17 protein-coding genes and 1 pseudogene are annotated in these 20,008 nt (G+C 63.9%); 11 read left to right on the top strand and 7 right to left on the bottom strand.

Annotation, left to right across the window (positions count from 1 at the left end):
- The first annotated feature begins 301 nt into the window (after positions 1 to 301).
- The 6 genes and pseudogenes from ACFUCV_RS09410 to ACFUCV_RS09385 all read left to right on the top strand — a co-directional run bounded on the left by ACFUCV_RS09410 (position 302) and on the right by ACFUCV_RS09385 (position 6,392).
- On the top strand, positions 302 to 1,609 hold the full coding sequence (locus ACFUCV_RS09410) for an ABC transporter substrate-binding protein (RefSeq protein ID WP_380814917.1): 1,308 nt from the start codon (positions 302 to 304) through the stop codon (positions 1,607 to 1,609).
- A 268-nt stretch (positions 1,610 to 1,877) separates the two neighbouring features.
- Positions 1,878 to 2,624 (top strand): annotated as a pseudogene (locus tag ACFUCV_RS09405) (carbohydrate ABC transporter permease); the annotation flags it as partial.
- 70 nt (positions 2,625 to 2,694) lie between these two features.
- Positions 2,695 to 3,534 (top strand): carbohydrate ABC transporter permease, encoded by an 840-nt coding sequence (locus tag ACFUCV_RS09400; RefSeq protein ID WP_380814915.1) that lies wholly within the window; start codon positions 2,695 to 2,697, stop codon positions 3,532 to 3,534.
- Positions 3,535 to 3,627: 93 nt separating this feature from the next.
- Positions 3,628 to 4,725, top strand: a complete 1,098-nt coding sequence (locus ACFUCV_RS09395) for a Gfo/Idh/MocA family protein (RefSeq protein ID WP_380814913.1) — start codon at positions 3,628 to 3,630, stop codon at positions 4,723 to 4,725.
- Between the two features lies 1 nt (position 4,726).
- Positions 4,727 to 5,470 carry a ThuA domain-containing protein gene (locus ACFUCV_RS09390; protein ID WP_380814911.1) on the top strand — a complete coding sequence of 248 codons (744 nt, stop codon included), beginning with the start codon at positions 4,727 to 4,729 and terminating at the stop codon, positions 5,468 to 5,470.
- A 10-nt stretch (positions 5,471 to 5,480) separates the two neighbouring features.
- A complete protein-coding gene (locus tag ACFUCV_RS09385; protein WP_380814909.1) occupies positions 5,481 to 6,392 on the top strand; it encodes a biopolymer transporter Tol in 912 nt (303 codons plus the stop codon).
- A gap of 64 nt (positions 6,393 to 6,456) precedes the next feature.
- Here ACFUCV_RS09385 and ACFUCV_RS09380 read toward each other — a convergent pair whose 3' ends face one another.
- From ACFUCV_RS09380 to aceA, 3 genes are all read right to left on the bottom strand, one after another.
- Complete coding sequence (locus ACFUCV_RS09380; protein WP_380814907.1) at positions 6,457 to 7,158, bottom strand: DsbA family oxidoreductase; 702 nt, start codon at positions 7,156 to 7,158, stop codon at positions 6,457 to 6,459.
- A 184-nt stretch (positions 7,159 to 7,342) separates the two neighbouring features.
- The gene (gene aceB, locus ACFUCV_RS09375) at positions 7,343 to 8,989 is read right to left on the bottom strand and encodes a malate synthase A (protein ID WP_380814905.1); all 1,647 of its coding nucleotides are present in this window, start codon (positions 8,987 to 8,989) and stop codon (positions 7,343 to 7,345) included.
- Between the two features lie 42 nt (positions 8,990 to 9,031).
- Positions 9,032 to 10,366: an isocitrate lyase gene (gene aceA / locus ACFUCV_RS09370; RefSeq protein WP_380814903.1), complete on the bottom strand. Its 1,335-nt coding sequence runs from the start codon at positions 10,364 to 10,366 to the stop codon at positions 9,032 to 9,034.
- Positions 10,367 to 10,537: 171 nt separating this feature from the next.
- Here aceA and ACFUCV_RS09365 point away from each other — a divergent pair, with 171 nt between their 5' ends.
- Together ACFUCV_RS09365 and ACFUCV_RS09360 are read left to right on the top strand one after the other, a co-directional pair.
- Complete coding sequence (locus ACFUCV_RS09365) at positions 10,538 to 12,034, top strand: helix-turn-helix domain-containing protein (RefSeq protein WP_380814901.1); 1,497 nt, start codon at positions 10,538 to 10,540, stop codon at positions 12,032 to 12,034.
- 60 nt (positions 12,035 to 12,094) lie between these two features.
- A complete protein-coding gene (locus tag ACFUCV_RS09360; RefSeq protein WP_380814900.1) occupies positions 12,095 to 12,613 on the top strand; it encodes a GIY-YIG nuclease family protein in 519 nt (172 codons plus the stop codon).
- 55 nt (positions 12,614 to 12,668) lie between these two features.
- On the opposite strand, the gene ACFUCV_RS09355 is transcribed toward ACFUCV_RS09360, so the two are convergent.
- The 3 genes from ACFUCV_RS09355 to ACFUCV_RS09345 form a co-directional block, all read right to left on the bottom strand.
- Positions 12,669 to 13,811 carry a hypothetical protein gene (locus ACFUCV_RS09355; protein WP_380814898.1) on the bottom strand — a complete coding sequence of 381 codons (1,143 nt, stop codon included), beginning with the start codon at positions 13,809 to 13,811 and terminating at the stop codon, positions 12,669 to 12,671.
- A gap of 65 nt (positions 13,812 to 13,876) precedes the next feature.
- Positions 13,877 to 14,803, bottom strand: a complete 927-nt coding sequence (locus ACFUCV_RS09350) for an NADP-dependent oxidoreductase (protein WP_380814957.1) — start codon at positions 14,801 to 14,803, stop codon at positions 13,877 to 13,879.
- Positions 14,804 to 14,811: 8 nt separating this feature from the next.
- A complete protein-coding gene (locus tag ACFUCV_RS09345) occupies positions 14,812 to 16,011 on the bottom strand; it encodes an alpha/beta hydrolase (protein ID WP_380814896.1) in 1,200 nt (399 codons plus the stop codon).
- 193 nt (positions 16,012 to 16,204) lie between these two features.
- Between ACFUCV_RS09345 and ACFUCV_RS09340 the strand changes: the two genes are divergently transcribed.
- Entirely contained in the window at positions 16,205 to 16,909 is a 705-nt protein-coding gene (locus ACFUCV_RS09340) for a queuosine precursor transporter (RefSeq protein WP_380814894.1), read from the top strand.
- A gap of 123 nt (positions 16,910 to 17,032) precedes the next feature.
- Here ACFUCV_RS09340 and tgt read toward each other — a convergent pair whose 3' ends face one another.
- The gene (gene tgt, locus ACFUCV_RS09335) at positions 17,033 to 18,433 is read right to left on the bottom strand and encodes a tRNA guanosine(34) transglycosylase Tgt (protein WP_380814892.1); all 1,401 of its coding nucleotides are present in this window, start codon (positions 18,431 to 18,433) and stop codon (positions 17,033 to 17,035) included.
- Positions 18,434 to 18,533: 100 nt separating this feature from the next.
- Between tgt and ACFUCV_RS09330 the strand changes: the two genes are divergently transcribed.
- A complete protein-coding gene (locus tag ACFUCV_RS09330) occupies positions 18,534 to 19,139 on the top strand; it encodes a helix-turn-helix domain-containing protein (protein WP_380814890.1) in 606 nt (201 codons plus the stop codon).
- Positions 19,136 to 20,005 (top strand): DMT family transporter, encoded by an 870-nt coding sequence (locus ACFUCV_RS09325; protein WP_380814888.1) that lies wholly within the window; start codon positions 19,136 to 19,138, stop codon positions 20,003 to 20,005. Before ACFUCV_RS09330 ends, ACFUCV_RS09325 begins: the two co-directional genes overlap by 4 nt.
- Positions 20,006 to 20,008 lie beyond the last annotated feature (3 nt).

The following is a 20,008-nucleotide window of genomic DNA, read 5'->3' as shown; positions in this document are numbered from 1 at the left end:
ATAACAAAGCGGCACGGGTGAACCGGTTCAGTTAGTCTGGTTACAGTGCCCTGCGGCACCGGAAAATGTTGCCATTTTGAGCACCAAAGCGAGGTTTGGCAGCTTCCCGTCCCGCCCCAAGCGACACTTTCAGCGGTAGTTCATCGCTTGACACCAAGAAGCCGACAAGCAGTTTGCAACTTTTGATTGACGGCCGTCATAAGTTCATCTAGGTTGGTTTCTACGCCGGACACTGTGTAGTTCCAATGCCCGTCACCTCAACAGCTACGGATTTTTCCACAACGACAAGGAAGTCACGGAAGTGAAAATACGATCTTTTGCCGCAGCAGCGGCCATTGCGGCACTTGCCCTCACCGCCACCGGCTGCAGCGGCGGCAATGACACTGAAGCCGGTGAAACAGGCGGCGGCAAGACCCTCACCTACTGGGCCAGCAACCAGGGCACCAGCTTGGATAATGACAAGGAAGTCCTTACCCCGCAGCTGCAGAAGTTCGAGGAGGAAACCGGCATCAAGGTCAACCTGGAGGTCATTGGATGGAACGATCTTCAGACCCGCATCCAGACGGCCGTCACTTCCGGCCAGTCACCCGATGTGCTCAACATTGGCAACACCTGGGCGGCATCCCTGCAGTCAACCGGGGCCTTCATGCCCTTCGACGATGCCGCATTTGAGGCCATCGGCGGCAAGGACAAGTTCGTGAAGACGGCCATGGACACCGGCGGCGCCCCAGGGGAGGACCCCACCTCCGTCCCGCTGTACGGCTTGGCCTACGGCCTGTACTACAACAAGGCCATGTTTGCCGACGCGGGCCTGACCCCGCCCACCACGTGGGAAGAGATGGTGGAAGCGGCCAAGAAGCTGACCACGGGAAACCAGTACGGCTTCTCCCTGGCAGCCGGCAGCTACACCGAAAACGCCCACTTCGCCTTCATTAACGCCGCACAAAATGATGCAGAGTTCTTTGACGCCGAAGGCAAGCCCACCTTTGTCTCCGACGGCATTGTCGATGGCATTGCCCGTTATGTGGACTTGATGCAGGCGGACAAGGTTGTGGACCCGGGCAACGCCCAGTACGACAACGCAACGCGGGCCGTCAATGACTTCGCCACCAAAAAGGTGGCCATGATGTTGACGCAGAACAATGCCAACAGCTCCATTGCCTCCCAGGGCATGAAGGACGACGAGTTCGGTGTGGTTGCCTTCCCCGCACCCGAGGGCAGCACCGAAGTGGCCACCATGGTGGCCGGCATCAACATGTCAATCTTTGACAACTCAGAGAACAAGGACGCCGCCTTGGAGTTCGTCAAGTTCATGACCAGCGAGAACACGCAGGCTGAGCTTGACAAGCCCTTCGCCGCACTTCCCGTGCTGTCCGGTGTCACCCCCACTTTCACTGAAGATGCCGAATTGGCCAAGACCTTTGCCGACATCTACGAGAACAAGTCCCGGCCGCTTCCCCTGGTTGCCGCCGAGGACCAGTTTGAAAGCACCGTGGGCAAGGCCATGAACCAGATGTTTGCCACCGTCGCCTCCGGCGGAAGCGTTTCCAAGGATGACATTCGGGATGCCCTGACCACCGCGCAGCAGGCAGTTGAAGCAGCCGGCTAACAACCCTTCCACCACGCAGGCCCGGCTCGGGTGGGCCGGGCCTGTGTGCCCAGGGCGGACCGCCTGAGCGGTCCGCCCCTGCTTCCCAACCCTGATACCAGAAAGGTGCGTGTGCGCAGTGTCTGCTTCCACCGCCGTCAAGAATTCCGGTTCCACAGCCGGGGCTTCCCCCAAGGCACCCCGCAAGCCCCGCCGCGCGGGTTGGTGGCTGCCGTACGCGTTACTCGCCCCCGCCGTCATTTTTGAAATTGTCATCCACGTGATCCCCATGGTCACGGGCATTTGGATGAGCTTTTTGAAGCTGACCAAGATGTTCATTTCCAACTGGGGCAAGGCACCCTTTGTGGGATTGGACAATTACCAAATTGCACTGGACTTCGATTCGGCCGTGGGCATGGGTCTGTTGAAGTCATTTGGCATCACGGTTGCCTTCACCATTTTGGTGGTGGGCCTGTCCTGGGGCTTGGGGATGGCGGCCGCCGTCGCCCTGCAAAAAGCCTTCCCGGGACGTGCCATCTTCCGCACACTGTTTTTAATTCCCTACGCCCTGCCCATGTATGCCGGCGTCATTGCCTGGAAGTTCATGCTGCAAAAGGACAACGGCGCCTTGAACCACCTGTTGTTTGACAACTTTGGCCTCCCCGGCGACAAGCCGTTCTGGCTCATTGGCGACAATGCCTTTGTGGCTGTGGTGCTGGTGGCCATTTGGCGCCTGTGGCCCTTTGCCTTCCTGATGCTCATGGCTGGGCTGCAGTCGGTGCCCAACGACGTCTATGAGGCCTCCGCCGTGGACGGCGCCAAGCCGCTGCGCCAGTGGTGGAACATCACCTTGCCCATGCTGCGTCCCGTGAACATGGTGCTGGTGCTGGTCATGTTCCTGTGGACCTTCAATGACTTCAACACGCCCTTTGTGTTGTTTGGCGGCTCCCAACCCCCCGCCGGCGACTTGATTTCCTTCCATATCTACAACGCCTCCTTCCTGACCTGGAACTTTGGCTCCGGCGCAGCCATGTCGGTGCTGCTGCTGCTGTTCCTGCTGTTGGTCAGCGGCATCTACCTCCTCGCCATGAAACGGAGAAAAGACAATGCATGACACCACGGGCACGAAGGTTTTCCGGGTCACCACCATTACGGCGTTGAGCATCTTCACCATCATTCCCATCTACGTCATGGTCATCTCCGGCCTGAAGCCGCTGCAGGACGTGCAGGGTGCTTTTTCCTGGTGGCCCAGCACCTTGACCATCCAGCCCTACATTGACATGTGGAAGACAGTTCCCCTGGCCGACTACTTTGTAAACTCCGTCATTGTCTCCACCGTTTCCACGGTGTTGTCGGTCATCATCGCCATCTTCGCCTCCTACGCCATTTCCCGCTACACCTTCCGGGGACGCACGCTGTTCTCCACCACCGTGCTGTCCACGCAAATGCTGCCGGGCGTGCTGTTTTTGTTGCCGCTGTTTTTGATCTTCGTCAACATCAACACCAACTTTGGGGTGCAGCTGGTGGGCACGCGCATGGGTTTGATCATCACCTACCTGACCTTCTCGCTGCCCTTCTCCATCTGGATGCTCGCCGGCTACTTTGACGGCATCCCGCGCGAACTCGATGAAGCGGCCAAGGTGGATGGTTGCGGTCCCATGCGCGCCTTGTTCAGGGTTATTTTGCCCACGGCCCGCCCGGGTCTGGTGGCAGTGGCGATCTACAGCTTCATGACCAGCTGGGGTGAGGTGTTGTTTGCCTCCGTCATGACCACCGACACCAACCGCACCCTGGCGGTGGGGCTGCAACTGTACTCGACCCAGACCAATGTGTACTGGAACCAGATCATGGCAGCTTCAGTGGTGGTCAGCATTCCCATTGTGCTGGGCTTCCTCCTTTTGCAGAAGAACTTTGTGGCGGGGCTCACCGCCGGCGCCGTAAAGTAAACATCGTTCTCCTAAACCACCGCGGCGGCCCGCAGGCAAAGCTTCCTGGCTGCGCCTGCGGGCCGCCGCGGATGTTAAGAAAAAGGTGCCTGAGTGAGTGATGCGCAAACGTCTGGAACCCTCAAAGTGGCTGTCATTGGTCTGGGGTGGGCGGGGCAGCAGCACCTGGCCGCCTACCACGCGCTGAGCGGCGTTGAAGTGGTGGCCGTGGCCGCCCTGGAACCGGAGCTGCTCGCGGCCGCCGCGGCGGAATTCAACATCCCGCACACCTTTGCCCGGTGGGAGGACCTGCTGGAACGTGAGGGGCTCGACGCCGTGAGCGTGGCAGTGCCAACCTTCCTCCACGCCCCCATTGCCATTGCCGCGCTGGACCGCGGCCTGCATGTCCTGAGCGAGAAACCCCTGGCGCGCAACGCGGACGAGGGGGCCGCCATGGTGGCCGCCGCCCGGGCGGCCGGCCGCGTTTTGGACGTGGTGTTCAACCACCGCCGCCGCGGGGACATTAAAAAGCTGAAGTCCATCCTTGACGCCGGGGAACTGGGGCGGCCCTACTACGCCAAGGCCTCCTGGCTGCGCCGGCGCGGCATCCCCACCCTGGGCAGCTGGTTCACCAACCCGGAGCTGTCCGGCGGCGGACCGCTGGTGGACATCGGGGTGCATGTGCTTGATTATGCGCTGCATCTACTGGGGGAGCCGGCAGTCATTTCCGTCTCCGCAGCAACCCACTCGGCACTGGGCAGCCAGGGCCGTGGCGGCGGCGGGGACTACTTCGCGGCGTCGTCGAACCACAAATTCGAGGTGGAGGACTTTGCCTCCGCCTTCATCCGCCTCGAAGGCGGGGTGACGCTGCTGGTGGAGGCGGGCTGGGCAAGCTACCGGGAGCCGGCGGATTTGATGGACTTCCGCGTCTACGGGACCGACGGTGGCGCCGAACTGCGGGCCGCCCACGCCCACGAAATCACCGATTCCGGGCTGCGCATTTTCACCGACAAGGCAGAACGCAACGCCGATTATGTGGCGGAAATCCCTGACCATGGGGAACACCTTGCAGTGGTGCGGGAATTCCTGGCCACCATTGGCGCAGGCGCCGGGGCATGGGCCGCCCATGACGGCTCCCTTGCCCTCAGCCGTGCCACCATCATTGACGCGTGCTACCTTTCAGCGCGCGAAGAGCGGGAAGTGAGGCTTTGAGATGGCAGCCCCATTGAAGATTCTGGTGTGGAACGAGGGCGTCCACGAACTGACGAACCAGCCAGCCACCATGGCCACCATGTACCCGGACGGGATCCACGGCGCCATTGCCGCCGCGTTGGCACAGCACCACCCGGAGGCGGATATTTCCACCGCAACCCTTGCCGATCCGGAGCATGGCTTGAGTGAGGACGTCCTTGCCGGTACCAGTGTGCTGCTGTGGTGGGGGCACAGCGCCCATGACCAAGTGGCCGACGAGGTGGTGGAACGGGTTCACCGCCATGTCTTGGGTGGCATGGGACTGGTGGCCCTGCACTCGGCGCATTTTGCCAAAATCTTCACCCGGCTGCTGGGCACCAGCTGCTCGTTGCAGTGGCGCAACGACGGCGGACGGGAACTGGTGTGGACGGTCAAGCCTTCCCATCCCATTGCCGCCGGTGTGGACAGTCCCCTGGTGATCCCCCAGCAGGAAATGTACGGGGAACTCTTTGACATTCCCGAGCCCGATGACTTGATCTTCATCAGCTCCTTTGCCGGCGGGGAGGTGTTCCGTTCCGGTGTGACCTTCACGCGGGGCCGGGGACGCATTTTCTACTTCAGCCCGGGCGATCAGGAATACCCTGTCTACCACCACCGGCAGGTGCAGCTCGTTTTGGCCAATGCCTTGGGGTGGGCGGCGCAGCCGGGGCTGCGCCACACCGTCCCGGAAGTGGGCAACCCCGCCCGGCGGGACTTTGGAAAATAAGGAGCCCCTGATGGCACGGCAACTGCGGGCGGGCCAGCGGGCGGAACTGTGGATTGTTGACGTTGACACGGCACAGGCCACGCTGGGCCACAGCTCCGAAACCCTGCTGTTTGAGGCGCCGAACTGGAGTCCGGATGGCGCCTGGCTGCTCTTTAATGGGGACGGGAAACTGTTTCGCCTGCCCGTGGACACCCACGGGGTGGCCACGGCTGAACCGGAAGAGGTGGATCTTGGCGGCATTGCCGGGATCAACAATGACCACCTCGTCAGTCCCGACGGCGGCACGGCCTACGTCTCCAGTGACGACGGGCAGCTATACGCCATTGGACTGGACGCGGTCCGGCAGCCGCGCCGAGTCAGCAATGACCACGGCCCAGCTTTCCGGCACTACCTCCATGGCATCTCCCCGGACGGCGCCACCTTGGCCTACATTGGGGTCGATGCCGGCGCCCCGGGCGGCGCCTCACGTTGCAATGTGTTCACCCTCCCTGCCGGCGGCGGCCCCGACACGCAAGTGACGGACGATGCCCACCTTGACGACGGTGTGGAGTTTTCCCCCGACGGCCAGTGGCTGTACTTCAACTCCGGGCGCGGCTCCGCCCGGCCCGGGAATGCCCAGCTGTTCCGCATGCCGGCGCCCGGACGTGCCCCCGCTGGTGGCCCGGCGGTGGAGCAGTTGACCTTTGACGAACGCGTGAACTGGTTCCCGCACCCGTCCCCGCAGGGTGACAAAATTGCCTATGTCAGCTTCCCGCCGGGGACTGTGGGACACCCGGAGAACGTGGATGTCATGGTGCGGCTCCTGCACGCCGACGGCACCAGCACCGATCTGGCCCATGTGGTGGGTGGGCAAGGCACCATGAACGTGCCCAGCTGGGATCCCGCAGGGCGGCGGATTGCCCTGGTCGCCTACCCGGAGTAGTCGCCTACCCGGCAGCCGCCTGCCCGGAGTAGCCGCGGGGTCCACGGCGCCGGTGCGCTCCCGCTTAGGGGGCGCAGCCGTCCGGGCCGCAGACCTCCGCGCCGGAATCCGCGGCCACCATGGTCAGCGGGTGGGCCTCCTGCCAGGCCTGCTCCAGCGCCTGCGTGAACAGGTGGGCAGGCTGCGCACCGGAGATGCCATACTTTCGGTCAATGACAAAGAACGGCACCCCCGTCACGCCCAGGGTGCGGGCTTCGGCAATGTCGTGGCGGACGGCATCGGCGTACTGCGCGGTGTCCAGCGCTGCATGGATCTCCCCGGCCGAAAGCCCGGCGGCAGTGCCAATGCGCACCAGTTCCGCCCGGGATCCAATGTCCACGCCGTGCTCAAAGTGTGCCGACAGCAGCGCCTCCTTGACGGCGTCGGCCAATCCCTGCGTGGCCGCCAGGTGCAGCAGTTGATGGGCGTTGAAGCTGTTGGCCACCACCACGTCGTCGAACTTGTAATCCAGGCCCTCGGCCGCGGCCTGCTCGGTGACATGGGCAAACATGCCCGCCAGCTGGGCCGCGTCCATGCCCTTGCGCTCGCTGAGGTAGCTGAGCTCGGTGCCGTCGTAGTGTTCCGGCAGGGCGGGATCGAGCTGGTAGCTGCGCCACTGCACCTCCACCAAGTCACGGTGCGCAAACGCCTTGAGCGCGGTTTCAAAGCGGCGCTTGCCAATGTAGCACCAGGGGCAGGCCACATCTGACCAGATTTCAATCATCATACTGGCCCAAACCATGGTGCAGGACGCGTTATTCCGTGCTGCGCCCTCCCGTGCGGCGGCGGCCGGCGGCTTCGCGGGGAAGCTGCCAACCGCCGTCGTACGTGCTGCTGGTGGAACCATGGAGCCTTTACCGGGACCCGACCATCGGGCCTGCAGTGGCAAGCGTCCGGCAAAAGCCCCACATCTAGGCCGCCGCCAGCGCTGCCTGCGCGCCTTCGTGAAGGTGGTTGGCGTAGGCGGAGGTGGTGAAAAACGGCGGAAAATCCTCTCCCAGGGCCACCTCGATGAACAGTTCCAGAGCGTCATCAAAGCAGTCCGTTTCGAAGCGGGGAAGCTGGGCAAAGACCTCCGCCAGCATTTCCTGCACCCAGTTGTAGCTGATGATTTCTCCGGTGTCGGTGATGGCTTGGCTGTGGATCCACTGCCAGATTTGGGAGCGGGCAATTTCCGCGGTGGCGGCGTCCTCCATGAGGTTGTTCAAAGCAACGGCGCCGTGGCCGCGCAGCCAGGACTCAAGGTACTGCAGGCCCACCCAAAGATTGTCGCGGATTCCCTGTTCGGTGATGGTGCCCTGGGTGCCGGCCACGTTCAACAGGGCGCGGTCATCAAGTTCCACCTCTTCCCGGCTGCGGCTGATTTGATGGGGCCGGCGGCCCAGCACCTTGTCAAAGACCTCCATGGCCACGGGAACCAAATCCGGGTGGGCCACCCAGGAGCCGTCAAAGCCGTCCTCGGCCTCTCGGGTCTTGTCGGCACGCACCTGGGCCATGGCGTGGGCATTGGCCTCCGGGTCGCGGCGGTTGGGCACAAACGCTGCCATGCCGCCAATGGCCATGGCGCCGCGCCGGTGGCAGGCACGCACCAGCTGTTCGGTGTAGGCGCGCATGAACGGAGCCGTCATGGTGATTTGGTTCCTGTCCGGCAGCACAAAGCGCGGACCGCGGGTGCGGAAGTTCTTAATCATTGAAAACAGGTAATCCCAGCGTCCGGCGTTCAATCCGGCGGCGTGGTCACGCAGTTCATACAGAATCTCCTCCATTTCAAAGGCGGCAGTGATGGTCTCAATCAGGACCGTGGCGCGGATGGTGCCCTGCGGGATGCCCAACAGGTCCTGGGCCTGGATGAAAATGTCGTTCCACAGGCGCGCCTCCAAGTGGTTTTCAATTTTCGGCAGATAAAAATAGGGTCCCTTGCCTTGGGCCATCAGCCGGCGCGCATTGTGGAAAAAGAACAACCCAAAGTCCACTATTCCACCAGCCATGGCTTTTCCATTGACCAGCAGGTGCTTCTCCGGCAGGTGCCAGCCCCGGGGGCGCAGAACAATGGTGGGCAGCTGCTGCTGCGGGGCCAGCTTGTATTCCCGGCCCTCGGGGCTGGTGAAATCGATCCGGCGTTCCAGCGCGTCCATCAGGTTCAGTTGTCCGCGGATCACATTGCCCCAGGTGGGCGTGGAGGAATCCTCCATATCCGCCAGCCACACCTTGGCCCCCGAATTGAGGGCATTGATGGTCATTTTCCGCTCAACCGGTCCGGTGATTTCCACCCTGCGGTCTTCCAAGCCGGGGGCCAAGGGCGCGACGCGCCAGTGCGGATCGGCCCGGATGTGGGCGGTTTCGGGCAAATAGCGGGGATCGGTGCCGCTGAGGATCTGGCTGCGGCGTGTCCTGCGCGCCGCGAGCAGTTCCTGGCGCCGCGCGGTGGCGGTGCGGTTCAAAGCGGCAATGAAATCCAGGGCTTCGGGGGTCAGGATTTCATTTTGGCGGTAGATGGGCGGTGCGCTCAAGGTGATGCCGTTGAACGTCACCCCGTTGAGGCTGTTGGTTGAATTCATGGAGGTCTCCAAGGCAAAAGGTGCGGGACAGGAAAACAAGCTTTAGTGGAACTGCTGGGCTTCGGTGGAACCAGCCAAGGCCAGGGTGCCGCTGTTGGGGTTCAACGCGCTGGCCACCAGATCGAAGTAGCCAGTGCCCACTTCACGCTGGTGCTTGGTAGCCGTGTAGCCGCGAACCTCTGCGCCAAACTCGCGCTCCTGCAGTTCCACATAGGCGCTCATGCCATCGCGTGCGTAACCGTGGGCCAAGTCAAACATCGAGTAGTTCAAGGCGTGGAAGCCGGCCAGGGTGATGAACTGGAACTTGAAGCCCATGGCAGCCAATTCCCGCTGGAACTTGGCAATGGTGGCGTCGTCCAGGTGCTTTTTCCAATTGAACGAAGGCGAGCAGTTGTACGCCAGCATTTGATCCGGGAACTCGGCGTGGACGGCGTCGGCAAACTTTTTGGCCAATGCCAGATCCGGGGTGCCGGTTTCCATCCAAATGAGGTCGGCGTGCGGTGCGTACGCCAACGCCCGGGCAATGCACGGTTCGATCCCATTGCGGACGTGGTAGAAACCTTCCGGTGTGCGCTCGCCGGTGATGAACGGCTGGTCCCGCTCATCGACGTCGGCGGTGATAAGTGTGGCTGCCTCGGCATCGGTGCGGGCAATGATGACCGTGGGGACGCCCGCGACGTCGGCCGCCAACCTGGCCGCGTTCAGCGTGCGCACATGCTGGGCCGTGGGGATCAAAACCTTACCGCCCAGGTGCCCGCACTTCTTTTCGCTGGCCAACTGATCTTCCCAGTGCACACCCGCCGCGCCGGCACCAATCATGGACTTCATGAGTTCATAGGCGTTGAGCGGTCCGCCAAAGCCGGCTTCGGCATCCGCCACAATGGGAACGAGCCAGTCCTCCACGCTCTGCAAGCCCTCGGAGAACTCAATTTGGTCCGCCCGGAGCAGGGCATTGTTGATGCGGCGGACCACTGTGGGAACCGAGTTCACGGGGTACAGGGACTGGTCGGGGTAGGTGTTGCCGGAGGTGTTGGCGTCGGCGGCAACCTGCCAACCGGAGAGGTAAATGGCTTTCAACCCGGCCTTGACCTGCTGCACCGCCTGATTGCCGGTGAGGGCGCCAAGTGCGTGGGTGTAGCCGTCGGGGCCGGCGTTGCGCAACTGCTCCCACAACTTTTCCGCCCCGCGCCGTGCCAGCGTTTGCTCCTCAGTGACCCGGCCGCGCAGCTTGATCACGTCGCTGGCCTTGTAACTGCGCTCAATCCCGCTCCAACGCGGGTTGGCCACCCATTCAAGCTCCAGAGCCGCGGCAGCTTGTGCATTCGCTTGGTCGAAAGCTTGGTTGGGCGTCGATGCGGGATCAAATGCTGCAGTCATGATGCTTGCTCCTTGAGTAGGTGTGCCGAGGAAGGCCATGTCCTGACAGCTCGCCGATGAGTTGTGGAAAACCATGTTCCTTCTTCGTGATTTCCACTATTCAGGGCTTTTGTGTAGGCAACTAGGGGTAAATAATGGAAAGAAAGGACGTTCTTCACGTATGGTCAAGAAATGACTAAATCAGGCTGGAATAAAGCCGCAGTGCAGGTGCCGCATGGCGCCGGGACCCCCGTCGAAGGTGAAGTGGACCTTATTTCCTTGGGCAGGAGGGTGCGGCATTTGCGCAAAGCCAAGGGCATGACGCTCGACGACCTCAGCGCCCAGGTGGGGGCTGCGCCGTCGCAGCTTTCCCTGATTGAAAACGGCAAACGGGAACCGAAACTGACCCTCCTGCAGCAGTTGTCAGTGACACTTGGTGTGGGGCTGGAGCAGCTGCTGGGGGCCGAGCCGCCCAGCCGCCGGGCAGCTCTGGAAATTGAATTGGAAAGGGCCCAGCGCGGACCGCTGTACCAATCCCTGGGCCTGCCTACGGTGCGTGTTGGTTCCCGGCTTTCCACGGAAGTGCTGGAGTCCCTGGTGGGTTTGCAGCACGAGTTGGAACGGCGTTTGGATGAGCAGTCGGCCACCCCTGAGGAGGCCCGCCGGGCCAACACCGAGCTGCGCCGGGAAATGCGCGAACGCAACAACTATTACCCGGAAATTGAACGCCAGGCCCAGGATTTGTTGACCAAGGTGGGACACCACCGCGGACCCCTGTCCCACCATGTGGCAGCCGATGTGGCCGAACACCTTGGCTTTGCCCTCCACTACGTGGCCGATTTACCCCATTCCACCCGCTCGGTGACGGATTTGAAGAATCGCCGAATTTATCTCACGCAGGGCCAGCGCTCCGACCACGACCCCCGTTCGGTGCTCCTGCAGGCACTGGGACATTACGTCCTGGGGCACCAAACGCCGCTGAACTATGCCGATTTTTTGCGTCAGCGCGTGTACACGAATTATTTTGCGGCGTCGTTGCTGATGCCCGAACGGGCCACCGTCGACTTTCTCAAGGAAGCCAAGGCAAGCAAGGAACTGGCGATTGAGGACATTCGGGACGCTTTTTCAGTCTCCTATGAAACGGCTGCACACAGGTTTACCAATTTGGCCACGGAGCATTTGGACATCACCACGCATTTTCAAAAGGTGCATGAGTCGGGAATCATCCACAAGGCCTATGAAAACGACGGCGTGAATTTCCCCGCCGACCACACCGGCGCCATTGAGGGCCAGGCTGTCTGCAGGTTCTGGACCTCGCGCGCTGTTTTTGACGTCCCGGACAAGTTCCGGGCCTTCAACCAATACACCGACACGGCCGTCGGCACCTACTGGTGCACTGCGCGGACCGAGAGGCACTCCTCCGGGGAGTACTCCTTGAGCATTGGCGTGCCGTATGCGCAGGTGAAGTGGTTCCGGGGCCGGGATACCACTGAACGCTCGGTGTCCAAATGCCCTGATCCAGGATGTTGCCGCCGTCCGCCGCTGGAGTTGTCGGCGCAGTGGGCGGGGCACGCCTGGCCGGCAACGCGCGCCAATTCGCACCTGCTCGCCGCCATGCCGCAGGGCGCGTTTCCCGGCGTCGACGAGACGGAGGTGTACCAATTCCTCACCGCCCACGAACCGCGGTGAGGAGGGTGCGGCGGGGCAGCCATGCGCCGCGGGCCGGCGGCGGTGCCGTAAGGTCAGTCCATGAACGAACTCAAATGGACCGCCACTGCCCCCATTAAGACCGCGTGGTCCAAGATGCCCTTCGCCCCCGGAATCTACCAGCTGCACTTGACCGGGGCCCTGCCCCAGGGCATGGACTGGCCGGCGGAGCTGCGCCCTTTGAAGCGGGGCGACCTGCTGTATGTGGGCAAGGCCACCAATTTGAAGTCCCGGGCAAAACACCACGGCGTGCAAACGTCAAAATCGACCTTCCGCCGCAGCCTGGCGGCGTTGATGGGACTGCAGGCACAGTGGCACGGCAGATCGGCGCATCCCCGGCTGACCGACGCCGACGAGGAGGTGCTCACTGTGTGGATGGAACGGAACCTGGGGATGCAGTACGCCCTGGTGCCGGAACCGGAGCTGCTGGCGGATCTGGAAGAGGCCATGCGCGCCGAACTCTGCCCGCCCATGAACCGGGACGGGCGCACCCCCGAGCAGCTGCATGTCTCGGCTGCCGCGGCTGCCGGCCACCGGGCCGCGCTGCGCGAGAAGGGGTAGGCTCCGCCGGCCCGGCGCCTCATCCCAGCCCGGCGCCTCATCCCAGCCCGACGCCTCATCCCAGCGCGGCGCCCGGCCCCACTGCAGCAAGTTCAAAATCCGCGCGCAGCATGTCGTAGACATCCGCGCGGTAGGCCGGCGGGACCTGCATGTACGTCCCCACCGTGAGCAGCCCCTCCTCTTCCCAGTGGGCTGCGCTGACCGCGGCGGCCAACAGCGCCGGGTGCGCCCCTGCCGGATCCGTCAATGCGCTTAGCAGCTGTTCCGGCTCCGGGGGCTGCTGGGAGCAGCACTGCAGGAGCCACCGGACGGTTTCCCACTGCCCCTCCCCGGCAAAACCAGCCACTGTGGAGTGGAAAATCAGCAGTCCCATCAGTTCCCGCATGCTTTGAAGGATGAAGTCCTCGTTCTCCAGCGACTCCAAAGCCTGCGCAGCCACGCGGACCTGCGTGTTTTCCACCGTAATCAACCCGGCCCCGGCCAGCAGTTCCCAGTACAGGGCCAACCTGGCGGCAGCGTGTTCTGCCGTGGTGGTGAGGGAGGCTGCGGCGCTGAACACGTCCAAAGCGCTGTGGGACAGGACCGCCGACGCCCCGGGCCCGGAAGTTTCCTTTCCATCCTCGATCCAGGCCAGCAATGCCACAGTGTTACGCCACAGCGCGGAGGCCCGCACCGTCCCAAGGACCTGCTCCTTTGTCAGTTCGGGCAGGAAAATGGCGGCGAGCGCATAATCCTCCCCCTCCCCGCCCCCGTCATCCATCCAGTGGCCCTGTGCGCCAAGTTCAACCAGCACCGCCGCGAGATCTTCGGCGCTGCCGGTCCACAGCCGCTCCTGCGCCAAATAGCTGACATACTCGCGCATGCCGCTGCGCAGGCCCAGGGACGCCAGGGGCTGGTCGTAGGCGGCCTCCGCCAGGACGTCCCGGACCGCATGGGGGGCCAGCGCGGTGGGATCGGCGGCGGGTTCCCAGCGGCGGTAGAGGTCAAAAAAGTCATCCAGGAGGTTCAACGAGTTGTCGATGGAGATGTTGGGCCGTCCGGCAGCCTCGAGATGGCCGACGAATCCCGGCGCCAGTGCTGACATGGCCCGGTCCAGGCGCAGCTGGGCGGACGGTTGCGACACCATGCCGCGCGCGGCCGCATCGGCTGCGGCCCGGGCCGGGTTGCCAAAGCGGGATTTTTTGTTTTTCTGTGCCACGGGGTTCCTTGCAGTCAACGGTGCTGAAGGTATTAACCGTAGCCTTGGCGCAGGGCCTCCGCGTGTCAGCCGGTGAATCCGGTCAGGACAATCTTGCCGGCCCCGTGCCCGGACATGCTCGCTTCAAAGGCCCGGGCGGCGTCCTGCATCGGGAACGTTTGGGCCACATCCACGCTGAGGGAACCGGCCTCCACCAGTGCGCTCAACCGCTCCAGTTCCGCCGCGCCGGGGCGGACCCACAGGTAGTGGCCGCCGTGGTCAAGCACGCCCGGGTCCGCAATGGAGGCATGCCGCCCGCCGGCCTTCAGCACCGCCAGGGTGTCCTGCAGGACACCGCCAATGAAGTCCGCGGCGGCGTCGACGCCGTCGGGGGCCAGTGCACGCACGCGCTCCACCAGGGACTCCCCATAGTTGAGCGGCTCGGCGCCGAGTTCCCGCAGCCGGTCATGGTTTGCCGGTGATGCGGTGGCAAGGACGCGCACGCCGGCATGCACTGCCAGCTGGATTCCGGTGCGGCCCACGCTGCCGGACCCATTGTGGATCAACAGCGTCCGGCCCGCGGGGACGTTTAAAACATCCAGGGTGCGCAGCGCCGTCAAACCCGTCAGGGGCAGTGCCGCGGCCTCTGCCCAACTCAACCGCGCCGGTTTGCGCGCCACCACCGCGGCCGGCAAAGCCACCAGCTCAGCAAAGGTTCCGCCCTGGACGGTGTCGCGGCGGCCGTAGGAATACACCTCGTCCCCCACCTGGAATTCCGGAGTGTCAATGCCCACGGCCTCCACCACCCCTGCCACGTCCCAGCCCGCGGTGACGGGAAAGTTTACGTCCATAAGGCCGTCCAGGCCTCCGGACATCAACTTCCAGTCCACGGGGTTGACGCCGGCGGCCTTGACCCTGATCAAGACGGACCCGGGTGCAAGCTTTGGTGCCGGCCGCTGCGTTTGTTCCAGAACCTCGACCCCGCCGTATTGTGCGTATGTCATGGCCTTCATGGTTGAACTCATGGTGCTTCCTTTCCTTGGCTTTCCTGTATTTTTGCCGCCTGCTGCGCCCGCAGGGCACGGTCTTGCCAACGCCGGTCCGCCGCCGCATCCAGGGCCGCCTCCACCCAGCGTCCCATGCCGGCATAGGCGTTGGCCCTGATCGCGGCCGGGGAGAGGAACACATCATGGAAGGCACCCGGAATCCGGTGCAGCGTCACGTCATTGCCCAGATCAAGGGCGCGCTTGGCCACCGCGTCCACATTCAGGACCACATCCGCGGCGAGCGCCGAGGAGGACCACTTGGGCTGCAGGTAGCTTTTGTCCGAGAGCATCACCAGCACCGGCGCGTCCAGGTCCAAACCGCGGGCCGCCTGTGCCTGCCCCTGAAACACCGCATTGAGGAACGACGCCGTGAGCGGGAATCCGCGGTCCGGGCGCCACCGCGATTCGTAGTCCCACTCGCCGTCGAACTTTTTGGACACGGCCCGGGTGTAGAAGCCCGGGTCGATCCCGGGCAGCGGGGCCCACGGCCGCAGCCGGGTGCGCGCCTCGATCAGCGGGGTCATCATGGTCCGGCCCAGCTCCCGTGCATGGAATTCCAGCCAGGGACTGTTGAGCACGACGGCGGCCGCCGCGCCGGGATGCCGCGCCGCCCACAGGCTCAGGGTCAGGCCGCCGGTGGAGTGCCCCAACAGCACCAGGGGACGTTCGCGCGGTGGCCCGGGCGGTTCCTCCGCCCGGCCCCGGCCTGCCAAGGCATCGAAGGCGGCGCTCAGGCGCTGCCGGGCCTCTTCCAAAAAGGCGAGTTCGAAGGAGTGCTCGTCCGGCGCCTCGAACCCGGCAGGCAACGCCAGCGCCTGCTCGGCAACCCCGCTGCGGCCCATCGCCTCCAGCGCGGCGGCAATGTCGTCGTCGTACTCGCTCAGGGACGAAAGCTGCCCCGGGACCTGGCCGGGGCGCAGGCTCCGGCCGTAATTGTGCAGATCCAGGGCGTAAAAGTTGGCGCCGGCGCGGTGCCAGAACTCAGCCAGCTCCTGCTGGAAGAAGTAGTCGGACCAGCCGTGGACGTACAGCACGTCGGCGTTGGCCAGTGATGAATGGCCCCAGGACGGCACCTCACCCACATAGCGGACCAGCGTTGCCGGCCGACCGGCGGGCAGGACGAGGGTGAGCTGTTCAAAGTCCGGGCCCAGGACATCCTGCTTCCATCCACTCATGGCTCGATGCTATCCGCTGCCGGCCAGGCGCGCTGATTTCCGCGCCGCGGGCAGGGCCCCTCCCGACGTGGCAGAATGGGGGATGGCCCGGGTGCAGACGGGCCCAGTGATAATACAGCCGACCGGCCGGCTTCCCTTGCGGAGAGCGCTGGTATGAGCGAACCACTCAGCGACAGAAATTAGAGACCTCATCATGCTGCAAAGCAATGCCCCGGCATCCCGCGTTAAAAACACCCCCACCTTCGCCGCCGTCGGAAGCCCCTATTTTGGGATCCTGCTGGCGTTCATGGCCGTCATTGTCATTATTTCCAACATTGGCGGGTCCAAGGGCGTCCTCATTGGTCCCATTGTCACCGACGGCGGGTTCTTCCTGTTTCCGTTCGCCTACATCCTCGGCGATGTCATCAGCGAAATTTACGGCTTCAAGGTGGCACGCAAAGCCATTGTGACCACCTTTGTACTGTCCATCTTTGCCTCGCTGTGCTACTGGGTCATCATTGCCCTGCCCGGATTCACCGACGACTTTGGCATGGCCAAGCAGGAGGCGCTGGAAGTGGCGCTGGGGCCGGTGCCGCAGATTGTGCTGGCGGGCCTGCTGGGCTTTTTGGCCGGACAAACCATCAATTCCTGGGTCATGGTGCGGCTGAAGGCGCGCCAGGGCGAGAAGAAACTGTGGGCGCGGCTCATGGGTTCCAGTGGCGCGGGTGAGTTTGTGGACACAGTGATTTTTTGCACCATTGCCGCACCCGTCATTGGGATTGTGGGCTTTGGCATGTTTGCCAACTACGTGCTGGTGGGATTTGTGTACAAAACGGCCGTGGAGTTCCTCTTCATTCCCGTCACCACCGTTGTGATCCGCTGGTTCAAGCGCCACGAGCCGAGCTACCAGGCAGCCTAGGCGCTGCGCGGCCGTGGCCGACGCCGAATCAGACCCAGAGCCGTTGAGTCAGACGTTGCGCCGCATCTGAACCAACGGCTCTGCATCTGAATCGGCGGTGGGGGCGCCGCGAAGGTGCGGCGGTCACCGCTTCGGGTAGTAGCGGCGCAGGGTTTCGGCCTTGAAGTCAAAGAAGGTGCCGTTTTCAATGGCAAGCCGGGCATCGTCGACCATTTTCACCACAAAGCGCTCATTGTGGATGGACACCAGGGTGGCCGAGACCATTTCCTTGGCCTTGAACAGGTGGTGGATGTAGGCGCGCGTGTAATTCTGGCAGGTGTAGCAGTCGCACTCGGCGGACAGCGGGCCAAAGTCGCGCTTGTATTTGGCACCCGAGAGGTTGAAGCGCCCGTCGGGGGTGTAGAACGCCGAGGTGCGGGCCACCCGGGTGGGGGAGACGCAGTCGAAGGTGTCGGCCCCGTTTTCAATGGCCGTGAAAATGTCGTCGGGTTCGGAAATGCCCAGCAGGTGGCGGGGTTTGCTTTCGGGCAGTTCCTCCGCGCACCAGCGCACAATGGTGCCCAGGTTTTCCTTCTCCAACGCCCCGCCAATGCCAAAGCCGTCAAAGTTCATCTGGCCCAAATCATGGGAGGCCTTGCGGCGCAGGTCCTCGTACTGGGCTCCCTGGATGACGCCAAAGAGGGCCTGGTAGGGCTTGCCCACCCGCTCTTCGGTCAGGCGGAAATGCTCGGCAATGCAGCGCAGCGCCCACAGGCGGGTCCTTTCCAGTGACATTTCCTGGTAGCCGCGCGAATTCAGCAAGGTGGTCAGCTCGTCGAAGGCAAACATGATGTCCGCGCCGATCTGGTGCTGGACCGCCATGGACACCTCGGGGGTGAAGCGGTGCATGTCGCCGTTGAGGTGCGACTTGAACCAGACGCCGTCGTCGTCAATGTGCGCCAGGCGCTCCTTGCCCACGGCCACTGAATCATCCGCGCCGGCGTGCGGGGAGGCCGCCACGGCGTCCATGTTGATGACCTTTTTAAAGCCCGAGCCCAGGGACATGACCTGGAATCCGCCGCTGTCGGTAAAGGTGGGCCCGGACCAGTTCATGAACTTCCCCAAGCCGCCCGCGGCGTCGAGGATGTCGGCGCCGGGCTGCAGGTACAGGTGGTAGGCGTTGGACAGCAGCGCCTGCGCACCGAGTTCCGCCATGGCTTCGGGAAGCACCGACTTCACTGTGGCCTTGGTGCCCACGGCAATGAAGGCGGGGGTCTTCATGGTTCCGTGCGGGGTGGTGATGACGCCCGTGCGGCCCTGGAACTCCCCGCCATTGCGGGCCACGGCCGCGGCGTCGGGGGAGCAGCTGTCCTTGAGGCGGGTGCTTACTTCAAAGCTGAATTCGTTTTGTGCAGCCGGCTGCACGGTGCCCTGGGGGCCGCCCTGTGGGGACTGCGGCACGGGCTGGCCGGGGACAGTGCGGTGGCTAAGGGCTGCAGCCGGAACGGACGCCAGGAGTTCGGTGCTGTTTTGGGGGGAGGGCATGCGTCCATTTTGCCAGTGTTTGCCCCGCGGCGCGGGCAGCCTGGGGCCCAGCTCAGGTACAGTGCACTGGATTGCACTAAAAGTGCATTAGAGTGTTCCCATGGATTCGACTACCGAGATGCTGGCCCGTTCCATAGGTGCCCGGGTGAAGCAGGAACGCCAGGCACGTGGATGGACCCTGGACCAGCTCTCCGGCCATTCCGGCTTGAGCCGGCGCATGGTTGTCAATGTGGAACAGGGAAGTGCCAACCCCAGCGTCGGGACCCTCCTGCGTTTAAGTGAGGCCCTGGGGCTGGGCCTGCCCGCCCTGGTGGAGCCGGGAACACCGAAACAGGCGAAGCTGACCCGCAGCGGTGAAGGCGCCGCCCTGTGGCATGGGGACCTTGGTGGCCGCGGCATGCTGGTGGCGGGCACGGCCTCCCCGGATGTCTTGGAATTGTGGGACTGGACGCTCATGCCCGGGGAGCGGCACTCAAGTTCAGCGCACGCGGATGGCACCTGGGAATTGCTGCAGCTCCTTGCCGGTGACGTCACCATCCACGTCGGCTCCCAGGTGTTCGCCCTTGCGTGCGGGGATGCGTTGTCCTTCCCCGGCGACGTGCCGCATGCCTATCTCAATGCGGCCAGGGGCCCGGCCCGGTTCACCCTGACAGTGTTTGAACCCGGCACCAGCGCCACACACCAGCGGCGGGCCACGGCGCCATGACGGGCAACTCCGGGCAGGCACTGCCGCCGTGGTCGCTGGCCGTTGCCGCCATGCTCTTGATTCAGCTCAGCTCGGCCCTGTCCGTGGGGCTCATTGAACAGCTCGGCGCGGCGGGGACGGCCTGGCTGCGCCTGGCGATGGGCGCAGTGATCTTCTTGTTGATTGCACGGCCGCCGCTGCGGCGCGTCAGGCGCCAGGACGTGCTTCCGCTCTTGGGCCTGGGGGCCGCCAGCGGACTCATGTCACTGGCCTTTCTCAGCGCCATTGAGCACATTCCGCTGGGCACCGCCGTGGCCATTGAATTTTTGGGGCCGCTGACTGTGGCCGCTTGGCGCAGCGGCAGCGCCCGCATGCTCGCCTGGCCTGTGTTGGCCCTTATCGGGGTGGTGCTGCTGACTGAACCGTGGCAGGGGGAGGTGGCGCTGCTGGGCATTGGCTACGCGCTCGCGGCGGGTGTGGGGTGGGGCAGCTACATTGTGCTCACCCAGCGGGTGGGCGACCGCTTTACGGGCATCAGTGCCTTGTCCCTGACCATTCCCATTGCCGCGGTGCTCACGGCGTGTGTGGGAGTGCCCCAGATGGTGGGGAACTTTCACTGGCCGGTGCTGCTGCTGGGAGCCGGGCTGGCCCTGCTGGCTCCGGTGATCCCCTTTGGCCTGGAAATGCGCGCGCTTCGCCGCATGACGCACACCGCATTTGGCACGTTGATGGCTTTGGAACCTGCCATGGGCGTGCTCCTGGGCCTGGTGGTGCTGCACCAGGTTCCCTCCCTTGTGCAGGGTGCCGGAGTGGTGTTGGTGGTGGCTGCCGGCGCCGCGGCCCAGCGCGGCGGCGCCCGCAGGCCGGCACTTGAACATGTGCCCTGAACG

The organism is Specibacter sp. NPDC057265, from assembly GCF_042668835.1.
Lineage (GTDB): Bacteria > Actinomycetota > Actinomycetes > Actinomycetales > Micrococcaceae > Specibacter.
This window is presented reverse-complemented; position numbering and strand designations above follow the sequence as displayed.